Below are 14574 nucleotides of genomic sequence, written 5' to 3'. Positions count from 1 at the left end.
GCCGCTATGGGTCAGTCCGACCGGGGACCTGATCGGAAGCGTTGCGTCTGACCAGACGCGTATGAACTGCATGCCGCGGATCCGAGCCGCCATCGGCCAAGCAGCGCGAACCTGCCGCGCCCGCGCCGGCCCCTGCCCGGCGCTGAAGGGCAAGCGCTGATTACGGCCTAGGCTCGGTCATCCCTGCAAGGTCCTCATGATCACAAAAGAAAGTCAATTTCTGCCGCCGCTATCGGCATGCCCTTAGTTGAGGTGCCGATCGAGAAACCGGTGCAGGCGATGACTTGCATCGTCCGCTGCCTCGCCGTTGTACTCCAGCCAGTGATCAAACATGGTCGTGCCGGGCTGGAGATGCCGGTAATAGAATCCATGGTACGCGCCGGGATAGACAACCAGCTCGATGGGCGGCCCGTCGTTGCCCCAGTTGGCGATTTTGCTGGCGCAGTCCTCCGCCGGGGTCCAATCGTCGAGGGCGCCGATGAAGATGAGCGTGGGGATTCCCGGGCGGGCCATTGCCTGCTTGCATGGTGGATAGAACGCAGCCGCCGCCCGGAAGCGTAAAGTGTCTGAAGGGACGAACTGTTCGAACGAATTTGGCTCCGCCACCGAGAGGGCAACCCTGGCGCCTGCCGAGAAGCCGACCACAGCCACACGATGTGGATCGACGAAGGTTTGGCTGCCTAGGAAGGCGAGAGCCCCGTAGGCATCCGGCCTGCGCCTGACGAAGGTGGCAAACGCGCTCGACGTGCAGGCGTAATCCACGCCACGACGCGTTGCGTAGCTGTCGACGAGCAGGACGACATAGCCTCGGGCGACAAGTTCATCGGCCAGCCGTTGCTTTGTCGTGTCATGCATCCCGGCACAGCCGTGCAATCCGACGACGGCGGGAAAAGGACCTGCGCCATCGGGCCTGGCCAGATAGCCCTGAATGGGCTCGCCCGAAATGAGCGTGCCCGAAACGAGCCGCTGGGAGGCGCTTTCAAACTCGACACGCTCCAGCGGTGTGGCCCACGCATCAGCCGTCAGCGCACGTACGGCACAGCAAAGCATCAGCACACCCGCGGCTTGGAAAGTGACCGTTCCAGGCAATGGCGTCTCCCTCGAATGTTTCGTCCGAAGTCGTCGCGCGGGTGAGCGCTCCACTGTGGTACTTCTAATGCGTTTCCAGCCTGAACGCGACGGCCGCGCAGTGTCGGCCTAGCCATCGTGGCGGCCACAACGGCAATTCTCGTAATCGACCGGATCATGACTGTTGAAGATCGTCACGGCCGCCCCGTGCGTGGCCTTCAACACCCGCAGCCGTTCCTGGTTTTCGATGCGCCTGGCGCGATCCATGTCGGCGCGGCGCTGAAACATTCCAAGGACCAGCGGCATTTTCGGCGAAGCCTGTATTTGGCCGTGGAAGAAATAGGCATCGCCCGCGTGCAGCAGCCATTTGTCGCCGCTCCGCACGGCGATGCCGCAATGGCCGAGCGTATGGCCCGGCAGCGGGATCATCAGGATGTCAGGCTCGCGATCATCAAGCGCGCGCACGCCCTTGAAGCCGAACCAGTCTTCGCCGCCCTCCCCGTAGAACGTCCATTGCGGACCGTGCTTCCACTGATCGGTGATGTAGCGGCCCTTCGGCGCCGGCGGCCGGCGCGTCACCGCCATGTCGTGCTCGCGGCGATGGACGTGCACCTTCGCGTTCGGGAAATCCGGAATGCCGCCGGCATGATCGCGATCGAGGTGCGTCAGCAACAGATGCCTCACATCGCCGATGGAATAGCCGAGCGCCTCGACCTGCCGCACGGCGCTCTCGGCCGGATCGAGCCGCGGCGTCGTCTGGCGGACCCACTTCGGTCCGAGCCGCGGCGGGTCGGCGATGTCGTCGAGGCCGATGCCGGTATCGACCAGCGCCAGCCCGTCATGGGTCTCGATCAGCAGACAATGACAGACCATGCGGGCGCGCTGAAAAATGCTGCCGGTGCCGTTCACCAGGCGCCGGCCGATCGGGCACATGGTGCCGGTGTTGAGATGATGGACACGCATGACGAGGTCTCCTTCGAGGTCAGACGCTGTGCTTGCCATTCCACTCACCATAGGTAAAATATTGATACCTGATATCTTCAATAGGATCAGACTATGGATATCCGCGAACTCCGCTATTTCGCGGCCGTGTTCAGGGAGCGCAACCTGACGGCGGCCGCCAAGCGCTGCTTCATCTCGCAGCCCTCGATCTCGGCGGCGATCACCAATCTGGAGGCCGAACTCGGCGCGACGCTGTTCATCCGGCACAAGAAGGGCATGGCGCCAACGGAAGCCGCCGAACAATTCCACGCCGTGGCCCGCCGCATCATCGACGAGGCGGATGCCGCGAAAAACCTGTTTCGGAAACCTGCGACGCGGAACGCGCTGACGCTCGGACTGATGCGCACGCTCGACCGGCCGCGAACCATCGCGCTGCTGAAGCCGCTGACCGGCACTTCCGACATCGCACTCCGCCTCGTCGGCGTCGATGAGCCTTCGGATGCGCGGATCGTTTCCAGGAATCTGCTGCGGTCCGACGAGCATTTTGTTCCGCTCTGGGTCGAGCGCTACGTCGCAGCCCTGCCGCCGTCGCATCCGCTGACGCTGAAGGAACGGCTGCGCACCACAGACCTCGCCGGCGTCGCCATGATCGACCGCTGTCATTGCGAGCAGAGCGAATTCTTCGGCCGCGCCGCCTCGGCGTCACGCCAGCCCGCAGCGATTGCCGAATCCGAAGACTGGGCGATGGCGCTGGTGGCCGCCGGCGTCGGGATTGCCATCGTTCCCGAAGGCGTGGCGCGCGCCCATTCCGATGTCGCCGTGCGCGAGATCGATGTCGACGTGAAGCGCGAAGTGGGGCTCGCTTACAGCTCGGCACGGCCGCCGTCGGAGGCGCTGCAGAACTTTATCGCAAAACTGCAGCGGCAACGGCCCAAAGCGGGCCGCACCAAATCGAAGGTCAAGCGCTAGGGCGTGTACACGCGACGAGCGATGTCTGAGGCAAAAGCAGATATGCGTTGAAGATCCCTATCGCTATCAATCGCGCTCACCTACTGCCGCACAACGCTCTCTCCGCGCGACGTCGCGCGCTTTCTCCACACCCGCAGGCCAGCGATTACTTTTATCGCCGCCGCAAGAACCAGCACGCAAAGCGCCGCCTTCGAGACCGTCTCCATCGTGCCCTCGATGAGGATGGCGTGGGCCGCGCTCCCAATGACGATGACGATTGCGAGCAGCGTATGGGCGATGCGCCACGTTCGCAGTCGCAGCCGCCGGCGGAACGCAGCCAACAGCGCGACGGCGAAGATGGCCCACATGGCGATCACGCCAAAGGGGGAGAACGGCGTCGGCGATGTGAAGAGAAGCGCGTCAATCATGTCCGGCGGACTGGTGATCCAAAGTCCGCCGACGTGGATCACGACCGCGACGACCAGCGCGCCTCCGATCCAGTGATGCACACGCCGCCCAAGACGGCCCGACAGCCCCGGCAAGTAACCGCCGATCAAAAGCGGCTGAACGAGCATAAAGCCTAGCCCGAGAATCCCCGCGAATCCGGCCAGGATGTAGATCGCATTGCGCCATGCGAGCTGCGGGCTCATCGCCGCGGCGGCGAGCGGCACGCCAATGGCTGTTGCGAGGGCGACCCAGATCAGGGCCACCCGGGCCGATCTCCATCCCTTCGTTTGCAACGCGATCAGACCGACTGCAGGACGAAGTGCGCCTCCAGGCTGATTTCCTTTGCGCTGCGCATCACGGGACGCAGAAAGACGGTTTTGAATTCACCGCTGTCATAGGCGAGGTGACCATGCGGCTGGCCGAAGATCGGAATGATCTGCGGCATCTCGAGGCGGAACTTGCCGTCCTTGTCGGTGAGCGTGGCGCCATGACTCTGCGGCTCGTGCTCCTGCCCTTCGGTGGTGTGCGCCCAGATCTGGATGCGCTGCCCGGCCAGCGGAGCACCGTCGCCGGCGCGGCGCACGGTGCCGCTCATCCAGAAACCACCCTTGCCGATCCGATCCACCACCGGCGCGCCCTTGCGGTAGTTGTTGGCCCCGCCCGACATCGAATCGGTCGGCGCGAGACCTTCGGCGCGGGCGGGCAACAGAAACCCGGAAACGCCAGATGCCAGGACGGAGCTGCCAGCGATAAGGAGGTGGCGGCGGTTGAGCACGAGGGTGGTCATGTGAAGTCCTCCTGGGTCCGTGCAGTTGCAGGCGAGGTTACAACAACGCGCGTCAGACGCCCAGTTACGGGAGGCGCAGAGCACGATCGTCGCAATAAAAGTGTTGTGAACGGTGTGCCGGCCACTCGACCAGCGTCGTTCGTGGGGCATGTGCCCATTTAGCCGTTCACCGTCACTGCCCGCCCGATCACCGGCTGGGCGGCGACCGGCGGATTGGCGGTTTGCGCGGCGAGTTCGCCGATCAGGCGGTCGGCATCGGCCGCGATTCCGTCGGGTGCCTGAATCACCAGCCGCTCCAGGCCCAGCGATACGATGATATCGCGCCGCTCCAGGCATTGCCGAACCCATTAGCACGATCAGCGTGTTCCCCGCTGTTGAAGACCATCACAGTGTCGCCTTCAATCATCTGCGCTTTGAATACAATCTATAAGTGTATACTACGATCATACATATCTTAGGATTTAATGGAGGTTTAATACCTTTTCGTCCACATTCGCGTTGAGATTGTATCGCAGGGCTCCCACCACAGGGCGGCCGTTGCGCCCGGGAATGTACTGAATGCAAACCTTAGGCTCCGCCTTGGACGAGCAAAAGGGATTTGCTCAAGGCTTCGATTTCCTGCGCATATTTTTGGCAACGAGCATTATCGGCTGGCACGCCGCCAAGTTGAGCGGGCATGTCGAGATGGCAAGGGCTTCTGTCTTCTGGTTTACCGAATACATGCTGGTGCCGATGTTTTTTGCTTTGAGCGGATTTCTCGTAGCGGGAAGCAGCATGCGCCTCTCTACGAAGAACTTCCTCTTGAACCGCGCCGCGCGCATCTTGCCGGCACTCATCGCCGATATCGTTTTCGCGGCGCTTCTCATTGGTCCGTTGGTGACGACACTGCCTGCAAGGCAGTATTTCGCCGACGCAGCTTTCTTTGCCTACTTCCTCAACATCACCGGCTGGATGCAATACTCTCTTCCGGGCGTGTTCGAGAACAATCCATTGCCGGAGGTGAACGGGGCGCTATGGACCGTCCCCTTCGAAATCGGTTGTTACGTCATGCTCGCCGGGCTGATGACCACCGGAGCCATCAGGCGTCCGAGATGGACACTACTGCTCACCTACGCTGTTTTGATGGTCGGGGTTCATCTCACTATCGCCACGTCGCATCTGGCAGGCGATCATGTATCGCTGCTTAAAACCCTGGCGATGAACCTATTCCTTTTCAAGGGGGCAGCACTTTTACCCTCCTTTTTGATCGGCATTGTCCTTTATCAACTGCGGCACTACGTACCTTTCTCCAAGTCGATTGCGATTGGCCTGATGTGTGTGGCGATGCTCGTGAGTGCGTTCGGCAATCCGAACCTCCTGCTGAGCCCCGTAGCGCCCGTCATCATACTTCCGCTGCTTGGATATTTGACCGTGATGATGGGGCTGCTACCGATGCCTCGTCTTCCGGGATTTGAAGGCGGTGACTATTCATACGGGCTGTATCTCTACCATACGCCCTTCCTCCAATTGCTGATTCACTATTTCCCGGAGGTTTTGACCAGTGACCTGTGGTGGATGTTGTTTTTTGCCGGGTTTGCACTTTCGCTGACGGCCGCTGCGATCTCGTGGCACGTGCTCAAATATCCCGTGCTGAGGCTCAGGAATTCTTTCGTGATCCGACACCGGCCGGAGAGCGGTTTGGGTATTGGGGACCGTGCTCATGCCGCGACCGCCAATCTGCAGCTCCCAATCCGCCAATCTCCGGCAAGCTCGTCAGCTCCCGCGGACCGCCGGCGCTCGTAGCGCAAAGGCCCGAAGTGGATGATGTCGCGTCTTTGCCCAACGCAGACTCGCTGAGAGCCATCGTCAGGTCCATGGCTCTTTCAGATTTGCGAGTACCGCCGCAGTCTAGCCCTTCACCGTCACCGCCCGCCCGATCACCGGCTGGGCGGCGACCGGCGGATTGGCGGTTTGCGCGGCGAGTTCGCCGATCAGGCGGTCGGCATCGGCCGCAATCGCGTCGGGCGTCTGGATCACCAGCCGCTCGAGCGCCCAGCGATACGACGAGATGCGCCGCTCCAGGCATTGCTGCACCCATTGCACGATCAGCGTGTTCTCTTCCATGCGGGCGATCGCATCGGCCTGTTCGCGCGGCGACAGTTCCGACACCATCTTCATGCTGGCGCTGCGCTTGCCATCGAGTTCGATGACGCGCGCGGCGGAGGCAAAGAACGGCTCGAACCGCGTGATGTCGTTGCGGACGTCCTCGATCAGCTGCTGATAGCGCGAGGTGTGCGAGCGGTGCGGCTCGTCGATCAGGGTGCGTCCGTACAGGGTGCGGTCGAACACCACCTTCTGCCGCCACGGCGAGGGCAGCGGCTGGTAATCGCCGAACACGCTCTTCCAGGCGGGCCGCGAATGCGGCGGTTCGATCAGGGGATAGGCGAGATCGCGAAGCTGGCGCTCGTTTTCGGTGAGCTGGAACTGCGACGGCTTGAAGCCGACGCTTGCCGTGGCCTCGGCGCCCAGCCAGCGGTGCATGTCGTCATTGCGCATATCGGCGCGGGTGCGGCCGAAATCGCCGCCGCTGCAGCCGCCGAGCACCGCGCTTGCCGCGAGCAGCATGAGTGCCGGGAGTGACCGAAGCCCGGTGGTCCGGATCGGGAGGCTCAGCTCCGGCATTTCAAAGTCCGTCGTTCAGGGGCGCCGACGGCGACGGCGACCGGGCGCCGCCCCCTCTTCCGGCCCGCGCCCGTCGCCGGTTTCGCCGGCTGCACGTTCGATGCGGACAACGGGAAGGATCAGCACGGTTCCCAGGCCATCGCGTGGAGCGCCATCCATGGTTGAGCCCAGCCGTCGCGAAGCCGCATCCGCCGGAAATTCAATGATGGTGCCCATATCTCGTTCTCTCTGGTTGCCGCGCGAACACGATCCGGCCGGCGACATGCCATTATTCAGAACAGAACGTGGTTAACGGCATCTTAATTTGTGCAGGCGGTACAGTTACGGGGGTCCCGCAGCGCGCCGAAAGCTCGCATTTTATGGGATTTCTTCACGGGCTGTTTTCCTTAACCAACTCTTAAATTGCCGTGCGTAGGCTGACGGGAAGGATTTTCGAAGTCGCGTACACCTCACATGACCGCAGCTCCAATGTTTCCAGGATTCGACGGGCTGATGACGCTCTCGCGCCGCGAGGGCGTCGATATCAGGCCGACCTTGCTGCGCGTGCTGACCGACCTCTATGTCCAGACCAACGCCCATTCCGCCGACGAGGAACGGCAGTTCGTCGAACTGACATCGCGCCTGATCGACCAGGTCGACGACGCCACCCGTGCCGCGGTGCGGGCACGGCTCGCGATCTATCCGGCGACCCCGGCCGAGATCATGGACAAGCTCGGGCTGCGGCGCTCGCATCCCGGCCAGGACCTGCCGCTCGCAGCGCCGATTGCAGCTGTGCCGGCCAGTGAGCCTGTGGTGAAGGCGCCGACGGAAGCGCAGTTGCGGATCGCGTCCACCCTGGCGATGCGGCCCAACGATGCCGCCGAAATCAGCGACATGTTCTTCGCGGCGGGCGCCAGCGAGCGCGCGCTGATCCTGCATAATCTCGCCGACACACCGCTGAAAGCCTCGGCGCGAATTCCCGCAGCCCGCGCAGCCCGCGCGCTCCATATCCTGGAGATGGCCGCATTCGCCGAGGATACTGAAAACTTCGCGCTCGAAATCGGCGAAGCCTTGATCCTCCCGCAGCGGATCGCCGAACAGGTGGTCCACGATCCCGGTGGCGAGCCGCTGGCCTGCGCCGCGCGCGCGCTGGACATGCCGAGCGCCGCGTTCCAGCGGGTGCTGCTGTTCCTCAATCCCGAGTTCGGCTCATCCGTGCACAACGTCTATCGCTTGTCGCGACTATACGACCGCTTGAGCGAACGATCCGCGCTGGTGATGCTGGCGGCGTGGCGCGGCTCGACCATGGCGGTCACCCGCGCCAAATACCGCGCCGCGCTCTACGACGACGAGCGCCATCGCGTCCGTGCGGCGACCTCGCAAAGCCGACCCGCCGTGCAACCCGGAAGCTCTCCGGCGGTACGCACCGGCACCGACGGCCAGAAGCGCTAGGACTTCGCCAGATCCAGAAAATGCCGCCCTGCCCGGTCCTCGGTCTCGACGATCCAGGCGTCGGGATCGAACCGGAGTTCCTTGGCGAGGCGTTCTTCCACCGATTGCTCCGGCACCGGCTGCGGCGAAGCGGACACGAACAAGCGCTCGGCCGGGCGGCTCTCGTCATAGACGGTCTGCGGCGCGGGCGCATACAGGATGGCGTTGCCGTCGAGCAGCGCCACCTTGACGAACACCGCCCCCGCCTCTTCGGCCCCGCGCTTGCGCACGGCGCCGAAGACGCCCTCGGTCTGGCAGCGGCGCAGATAGGCGGCTACCCAGATGCTTGATTTCAATCGCATGAGTTCGACGATAGGCCAGCGACCTGGCGGAAGCTAGTCGATCGGGTGGCCGGTCATCGCCGTGAGCTCCTTCACGAGGCGATCGGACATCTGGCCAGTCACCGGGAGCTTGCGGTCGCGCTCGAATTTCGAGATTGCGGCCTGCGTGTCCGCGCCGACCGCCCCGGTCGGCTTCAACTGGCCGTAGCCATATTGGGTGAGCGCGCGCTGCACGGACGCCACGCGGCGCGCGCCGGCGCTTTGCGCGGTGGCCGGAATCGGCGCGGGCGGACGCGCCACATTCGCGAGCGCAGCCGTGGGCGCGCCGGTCGACTTGACCACCAGATTGGCGAGCGGGTCAGGGTTTTTGGAATCACCCCTTGGATCGGCGCTCTTGATCTCGACGTGTTTGGGATCAGCGCCCCTCACCTCGACCGGCCTGATTTCCGGCGGCTCTGAGACCAGTTCGACCGGGCGCGGTCGCGGCAGCGGGCTTGCGACGGCAGTTTGCGGTGCCGGAAGTGTCACCACCGAGCCGAACATCGGTGAAGGATGGCGGCCGGCCTGCAGGAACAGCGCATTGGCGAGGATGGCACAGATCGCGGCAGCAGCAAGCAGGCCCGCGAGCACGTCTTTCGGACTGTGCAGGAACATGCGCATCACGAGGCCGCGCTCTTGTTCCACTTCGATCGCAGCCGCTTTCGCGCCGCGGCGGCGGCGGCGCGGCATTTCCTCATCGTCGTCGATACGACTAGGCACGTTTCTTCACCTGATGAACTTGATCCTCTGATCCAGGTCGCAGCGCCGGTATCAGCGTCGCGACGTTGCTTGAAGGCGTCAGCAGCGGTGCAAAGTCAAGCGGCAAGGCAACCGTCACCGTAGTGCCCTCGCCGACCGTGCTCTGCACGTTCATCTCGCCATCGTGCAATCCGACCAGCCCCTTCACGATCGACAGGCCGAGGCCGGTGCCTTCATGCTTGCGCTGATAGGTCTTGCCGGCCTGGAAGAACGGATCGCCGATCCGCGCCATATCCTCGGCCGCGATCCCGACTCCGGTGTCGGTGACACACAACATCATCCGCGATCCCTCGACTGCGGCGGAAACCGTCACGCTGCCGCCGCGCTCGGTGAACTTGATGGCGTTGGCGACGAGGTTCAGCGCGATCTGCTTGAACGCGCGGGGATCGCCGTTCATCACGGGCAAGTCCTCGGCCGCGCGGGTGATCAGATCGACGCCGTTGTCGCGCGCCTTCAGCGCCAGCAAATTGCAGCAGTGCAAGAGCGCCGCACGCGGCGCGAACGGCTCCGGCGAAATTTCGAAATTGCCGGTTTCCATCTTGGAGATATCTAGGATGCCGTTGACCACCGACAACAGATGCTGGCCGGAATCGTTGATCAGCTGCGCATATTCCTTGCGGCGCGCGGCGTCGATCATCATCGCCTCTTCGTGCACGATCATCTCGGAGAATCCGATGATGGCGTTCAGCGGCGTGCGCAGCTCGTGGCTCATGGTGGCCAGGAATCGGGTCTTGGAAGCATCCGCCTGTTCGGCGGCGGTGCGCGCCAGTTCGAGGGCCTGCTCCTGGACCTTGCGGTCGGTGACGTCGCGCATCACGGCGACGACGTCGGCCTCGGGCGAATCCTGCTCGAGCGGACGGCAGCGCATCTCGACCCAGATGAAATCGGCGGAACTGTTCTGGCCGCGAACCGCGTCGCGGCGGAGGCGGAATTCGACGCGTTGCTCGCTGCCGCGCGCGGCATCCGACAGCGCCGTGAGATAGGCCGGACGATCGACGACATGAACGCGGTCGAACAGGCCATGGCCGGTGAGCCGCGCACCCGGCGTGCCGAGCATGGCTTCGGCTGCCGGCGAAATGAATTCCACTGCGCCGCTGCGGTTGTGACGCGAAATCACGTCGCTCATATTTCGCGCGAGCAGGCGATAACGGTCCTCCTCGACATAGAGCAGCGCCACGGAAGTGCGCGCCAGCGATTCCGCGCTGACCGCCAGTCCTGCGGCATAGAGCGTCGCGGAAGCGACGCCAGCTCCCATCAGGACGCCGTGCAAAGCCGCGTTGGATTCCGGCACCGGCAGGAAGTGAAAATGTCCGAGCGCGATCAGCATAGCGACGCATGACAGCGCCAGCGCGGAAGCGAACGCGACCACGCGGCGCGAGGCCGACAGCGCGGCTTCCAGCGGAACGACGATGAGCCAGACCGCGGCGAATGATTCGATGCCGCCGGTGGTTATGGCAACCATCATGACGAGTCCGGCCAGCGCCAGCGCGGAGAGAATATGCGAGCCTTCGTAGCGGCCGGTGCGCGACAGGAACCACGACAACAGAATCGGTGCGATCAGCCAGGCGAAGGCCGCGACCTCGAGCGCCGTGGGCGCCCCGCGCATCGCCAGATAGATCGGAAAAGCCGCAAGCGCCACCAGGCTGCCGAGCAGTCGCGGCGCCATGAATGCGCGGTGACGCGCGCGCGTCAACGCATCATATCGTGCCGAGGGATGCAGCAACGCATCGAGACAATCGCGGATGATACTCAAAACAGTCACGGTTCTCGCGCTTCGGCTTGTTCGTCAGACAGACGCGCCGGAACGCCCCCATTATCCTTGTTGCGCCACCGTGTCAGAGCGAACTTAAGCGAACGCTAAGGCGCGGTGGACAGCCGGCAAACGCTGCACATTCGCGGGGGTTTCATGCCCCGCATGGCGCTCATTCGACGCGGATGGTGAACGATAGGTTTAGAGCCGCATCGATCTATGGTTTCGAAATCGTGGATGCGCGAGCGGCACGAAGTTTTCGCGCGATAGTGGTCATCAATCGAAAATTTACGCCGAATCGAATCATTCCGGTTTTCGGAAAATTTTCGGCGACTTTACCTCAATGGAAACACTTCCGATTTATCGACGGCTGTTAGTCAGGAACAAAGCTGCGGTTTAACCGCAACACAACCATAAGAGACGACCGGGGTCGCGAGATGTTTTTTCTGCTTCGCATGGCATTCTGGCTCGGGCTGGTGCTCGTGCTGCTGCCGAGGGAAAAGACGCCTGAATCGGACAAGGTGCCGCAGATCGGCGCCTCCGAAGCCGTATCGGCTGCGACCGCCGCCGTCTCCGACATGGGCCAGTTCTGCAAACGTCAGCCGGCGGCCTGCGAGGTCGGCGGCCAGGCCGCGACCGTGCTCGGTCAGCGCGCCCAGGACGGCGCCCGCAAGATCTACAAGATCATCACCAAGCCCGACCATCCCGGCGTACCGGACAAGAAGCCCGACCATACCAGCTCGATCGACGACGAGGCCGTGGTCGAGGCCGCGCCGACCGCCGACGCGCTGACGGAAGAGGATATGGCGATCGAATGGCGGATGCCGCGGACGCCGCTGGCCTCGAAATAAGACCGCGGAACCGGTTCCATTTCCGTCGCTTTCGTTCGGTCCGCATCCTATATAAGGCCTTACGGAAACGGACGCGGGCCACGATGACGATCGACGAAATCAGGGATAATTTCGAGCTGCTTGAGGATTGGGACGACCGCTACCGGTACGTCATCGAACTCGGCCGCACGCTCGACCCGATGCCGGAGGCCGAGCATTCCCCCGCCAACAAGGTCAATGGCTGCGTCAGCCAGGTCTGGCTCTCCAGGCAGATCGACCGCAGCAGCAACGGCGCACCGCGGCTGAAATATCTGGGCGACAGCGACGCCCACATCGTGCGCGGCCTGATCGCGATCCTGCTCACGCTTTATTCCGGCCGCACGCCGCAGCAGATCCTTTCAACCGATGCGCTTGCTGTATTCGACGAATTCGGATTTCGCGACCATCTGACGCCGCAGCGTTCCAACGGCCTGCGCTCCATGGTCGAACGCATCCGCTCCGACGCGCGCGAGGCGCTGGCCGCGGCTTCCTGACATTCAGAGTTTGTGTTTTACGCGTTTTCTTGACGCGAACCGGCACCCACGTCGCTCGAAACGTGTCTCAGTTTGAAATCTCAGTGACCTCTCGTTTTTTGTAGGGCCGCGCACGGCGCGCAAAGATGGATATGAAAGCTGATTATGCCGCTGCCTGGCGAGACTTCCGGCGGCGGAGGATGATCTTTTGGGCTGTGTTTCTCGGCTACATGCCCGGCGTTCTAGCGCTTTTCTTTGCCGCTTGCCTCTCTAACCGAGGTCAAATCAGACTATTTTTTCTACGCCATAGCGCTGTGCTGGATGGCAGCATTTTTGGTGACTTCTATCCGTGCGGTGCATTTTCCATGTCCAAGATGCGGCAAGCGCTTCTTCGCAACATGGTGGTATCGGAACCCATTCGCCAGGAAGTGCGTGCATTGTGATCTACCGAAATGGGCGACTTCGGACGACCAAATTCCAAACTGAGACACTACGCGAAGACGCTATGGAAAAACTACTTCCGCTTCCGCGCCTGCTGGCCGAGGCCCATTTTCTTGGCGAGTTGTGAACGTGCCACCGCGTAGTTCGGCGCCACCATCGGGTAATCCGGCGGCAGGCCCCATTTGTCGCGGTATTGCTCCGGCGTCATGTTGTACTGCGTGCGCAGATGGCGCTTCAGCGACTTGAAGCGCTTGCCGTCCTCCAGACACACCAGATATTCCGGGGTCATCGACTTCTTCACCGACACGGCCGGCTTGGCGGGCTCGAGCGGCGTCTCCGGCCGCCCGCTCGAAACCCGCATCAGCGCGGCATGGACCTGGCTGATCAGGTTCGGGATTTCCGAGGCCTGGGTCGGATTATTGCTGAGATAGGCCGATACGATATTGGCGGTCAGTTCGACGGGCGTCTTGCCGGTGGAATCGGTCATGGCTCAACCTTCTGGGATCACTAATGCACATGTCGGCCTTACGGTCCGGACAGTATCCATCCGCGCCTATACATCAGCGGTAACTCATACGACTTGGCGAATATGAACAAGGTGCCGGATAATTGACAAGAACGGCGGCGCTTTATTTTCGCTAGCCGGCTCAGTGGCAAGTATTGCCGGCTTTAGAGCCGCTGGTCGAGATGCGCGCGCAGTTCATCGATCGAGGCGAAACGCATCATCCCTTCCGGCATCTCGGCCTCGATCGAACCGTCGGAATAGAGCGAATAGGCCATGCCATCGACAATGCCCGATTTCAGCACCGTCACCTCCGGACGATCCTCAAACCGCGCCGGCCCGCCATTGGCTTCTGCGAGCGTCGGAGGCATGCGGCTGGCACGCCACGGCGGCGAAATTTCACCGGCCTTGGCGCGTTCCGCTTTCGGCCAGGGATCTTCGAACGGCGCCGGCCGCGGTTCGTCAGTTTCGACCGGCGGCACGGTCGCCCTGGGACGAAGGTCCGACGACAACAGGTCCGGCGGCAGCGCCTCGCCGGACCGCGCCTGGGCGCGCTCGCGCTCTTTTCGCGACGTCGATGAAAACAGCAAATTGCGCTTCGGTTTCGAAGCTGCCGGTGGCGGTTCGGGGTGCATCGGTTCCGGAATCGGATGATCGCGCAGGACAGCTTCGTTCTGCCAGGGCGGAGGCTGTGGGGCTGGAGAGAAAGCCGGCGGCGACGTTGGCGTGACGGGTTCGGAATCTCCGAGCTGCTCGGCGTCCGGGAAACCGCCGGAATCCCGCGCCGCAGCCTCGCCGCGCGCGTCAGGCCGGCCATTGTCAAGCCGCCGTGCGATGTTCTTCAACTCCCGCACCGTCGTCCAGAACCCAAGCATGATCATGCCAGTGCAGACGCCGATCATGCCGGCGATGATCAGCGTATTACCGGTACTGAGTTGGACCCCAATTCCATATGCGATCGCCAGCAGGCCCACCAAAACAAGGCCGATTCCGGCGACCAACATAACAAACACCATCGAACTAACCCCTCAGCCGCGCCCGAAACGCTCGCAAGCCGCCCACGCCACGATACCGTCATATTGTGTGCACCGCCAACCGCCAATTGCACTCACGGTTCCGCAATAGCGTTGTCGCGTT

General features: G+C 62.9%; 17 protein-coding genes and 1 pseudogene. 6 read left to right on the top strand and 12 right to left on the bottom strand.

The window, feature by feature from the left end; translation table 11 throughout:
• Positions 1–243: 243 nt before the first annotated feature.
• Both ACPPVP_RS15115 and ACPPVP_RS15110 read right to left on the bottom strand, forming a co-directional pair.
• Positions 244–1089 (bottom strand): dienelactone hydrolase family protein, encoded by an 846-nt coding sequence (locus ACPPVP_RS15115; protein WP_426535544.1) that lies wholly within the window; start codon positions 1087–1089, stop codon positions 244–246.
• Between the two features lie 108 nt (positions 1090–1197).
• Positions 1198–2031 (bottom strand): MBL fold metallo-hydrolase, encoded by an 834-nt coding sequence (locus tag ACPPVP_RS15110; protein ID WP_426535542.1) that lies wholly within the window; start codon positions 2029–2031, stop codon positions 1198–1200.
• 93 nt (positions 2032–2124) lie between these two features.
• On the opposite strand from ACPPVP_RS15110, the gene ACPPVP_RS15105 reads away from it, so the two are divergent.
• Positions 2125–2979, top strand: coding sequence for a LysR family transcriptional regulator (locus tag ACPPVP_RS15105; RefSeq protein ID WP_426535540.1), 855 nt, complete (start codon positions 2125–2127; stop codon positions 2977–2979).
• An 80-nt stretch (positions 2980–3059) separates the two neighbouring features.
• Here ACPPVP_RS15105 and ACPPVP_RS15100 read toward each other — a convergent pair whose 3' ends face one another.
• From ACPPVP_RS15100 to ACPPVP_RS15090, 3 genes and pseudogenes are all read right to left on the bottom strand, one after another.
• Positions 3060–3668, bottom strand: a complete 609-nt coding sequence (locus tag ACPPVP_RS15100; protein WP_426535538.1) for a ferric reductase-like transmembrane domain-containing protein — start codon at positions 3666–3668, stop codon at positions 3060–3062.
• A gap of 35 nt (positions 3669–3703) precedes the next feature.
• A complete protein-coding gene (locus ACPPVP_RS15095) occupies positions 3704–4192 on the bottom strand; it encodes a Twin-arginine translocation pathway signal (RefSeq protein WP_426535536.1) in 489 nt (162 codons plus the stop codon).
• Between the two features lie 158 nt (positions 4193–4350).
• Positions 4351–4539 (bottom strand): annotated as a pseudogene (locus tag ACPPVP_RS15090) (hypothetical protein); the annotation flags it as partial.
• A gap of 211 nt (positions 4540–4750) precedes the next feature.
• Here ACPPVP_RS15090 and ACPPVP_RS15085 point away from each other — a divergent pair.
• Positions 4751–5974 (top strand): acyltransferase family protein, encoded by a 1224-nt coding sequence (locus tag ACPPVP_RS15085; RefSeq protein ID WP_426535534.1) that lies wholly within the window; start codon positions 4751–4753, stop codon positions 5972–5974.
• Between the two features lie 105 nt (positions 5975–6079).
• On the opposite strand, the gene ACPPVP_RS15080 is transcribed toward ACPPVP_RS15085, so the two are convergent.
• Both ACPPVP_RS15080 and ACPPVP_RS15075 read right to left on the bottom strand, forming a co-directional pair.
• Positions 6080–6853, bottom strand: a complete 774-nt coding sequence (locus ACPPVP_RS15080; RefSeq protein ID WP_426535532.1) for a hypothetical protein — start codon at positions 6851–6853, stop codon at positions 6080–6082.
• Between the two features lie 15 nt (positions 6854–6868).
• On the bottom strand, positions 6869–7069 hold the full coding sequence (locus tag ACPPVP_RS15075) for a hypothetical protein (RefSeq protein WP_426535530.1): 201 nt from the start codon (positions 7067–7069) through the stop codon (positions 6869–6871).
• A gap of 252 nt (positions 7070–7321) precedes the next feature.
• Here ACPPVP_RS15075 and ACPPVP_RS15070 point away from each other — a divergent pair, with 252 nt between their 5' ends.
• Complete coding sequence (locus ACPPVP_RS15070; protein WP_426535529.1) at positions 7322–8284, top strand: DUF2336 domain-containing protein; 963 nt, start codon at positions 7322–7324, stop codon at positions 8282–8284.
• Here the strand turns inward: ACPPVP_RS15070 and ACPPVP_RS15065 are convergent.
• Genes ACPPVP_RS15065 through ACPPVP_RS15055 form a run of 3 tightly spaced genes read right to left on the bottom strand, consistent with a single transcriptional unit; the run spans position 8281 to position 11164 of the window.
• On the bottom strand, positions 8281–8625 hold the full coding sequence (locus ACPPVP_RS15065) for a DUF1491 family protein (RefSeq protein ID WP_426535527.1): 345 nt from the start codon (positions 8623–8625) through the stop codon (positions 8281–8283). The two genes, ACPPVP_RS15070 and ACPPVP_RS15065, sit on opposite strands and share 4 nt — an antisense overlap.
• Before the next feature lie 33 nt (positions 8626–8658).
• The gene (locus ACPPVP_RS15060) at positions 8659–9363 is read right to left on the bottom strand and encodes a peptidoglycan-binding protein (protein WP_426535525.1); all 705 of its coding nucleotides are present in this window, start codon (positions 9361–9363) and stop codon (positions 8659–8661) included.
• Entirely contained in the window at positions 9356–11164 is a 1809-nt protein-coding gene (locus tag ACPPVP_RS15055; protein ID WP_426535523.1) for an ATP-binding protein, read from the bottom strand. The genes ACPPVP_RS15060 and ACPPVP_RS15055 overlap by 8 nt, the downstream gene beginning before the upstream one ends.
• A 425-nt stretch (positions 11165–11589) precedes the next feature.
• Here ACPPVP_RS15055 and ACPPVP_RS15050 point away from each other — a divergent pair, with 425 nt between their 5' ends.
• The 3 genes from ACPPVP_RS15050 (at position 11590) to ACPPVP_RS15040 (ending at position 12937) form a co-directional block, all read left to right on the top strand.
• Positions 11590–12003 (top strand): DUF5330 domain-containing protein, encoded by a 414-nt coding sequence (locus ACPPVP_RS15050; RefSeq protein ID WP_426535521.1) that lies wholly within the window; start codon positions 11590–11592, stop codon positions 12001–12003.
• Positions 12004–12086: 83 nt separating this feature from the next.
• On the top strand, positions 12087–12515 hold the full coding sequence (locus ACPPVP_RS15045; RefSeq protein WP_426535519.1) for a SufE family protein: 429 nt from the start codon (positions 12087–12089) through the stop codon (positions 12513–12515).
• A 125-nt stretch (positions 12516–12640) separates the two neighbouring features.
• Positions 12641–12937, top strand: coding sequence for a hypothetical protein (locus ACPPVP_RS15040; RefSeq protein ID WP_426535517.1), 297 nt, complete (start codon positions 12641–12643; stop codon positions 12935–12937).
• A gap of 71 nt (positions 12938–13008) precedes the next feature.
• Here ACPPVP_RS15040 and ACPPVP_RS15035 read toward each other — a convergent pair whose 3' ends face one another.
• Positions 13009–13422 carry a MucR family transcriptional regulator gene (locus ACPPVP_RS15035; RefSeq protein ID WP_426535515.1) on the bottom strand — a complete coding sequence of 138 codons (414 nt, stop codon included), beginning with the start codon at positions 13420–13422 and terminating at the stop codon, positions 13009–13011.
• Between the two features lie 182 nt (positions 13423–13604).
• Positions 13605–14453 carry a DUF308 domain-containing protein gene (locus ACPPVP_RS15030; RefSeq protein WP_426535513.1) on the bottom strand — a complete coding sequence of 283 codons (849 nt, stop codon included), beginning with the start codon at positions 14451–14453 and terminating at the stop codon, positions 13605–13607.
• Between the last annotated feature and the right edge of the window lie 121 nt (positions 14454–14574).

The sequence above is a fragment of the Bradyrhizobium sp. McL0615 genome (genome assembly GCF_049993905.1).
Taxonomy (GTDB): domain Bacteria; phylum Pseudomonadota; class Alphaproteobacteria; order Rhizobiales; family Xanthobacteraceae; genus Bradyrhizobium.
Note: the sequence above shows the minus strand (reverse complement) of the source record. Positions and strands in the feature narration are given on the sequence as shown.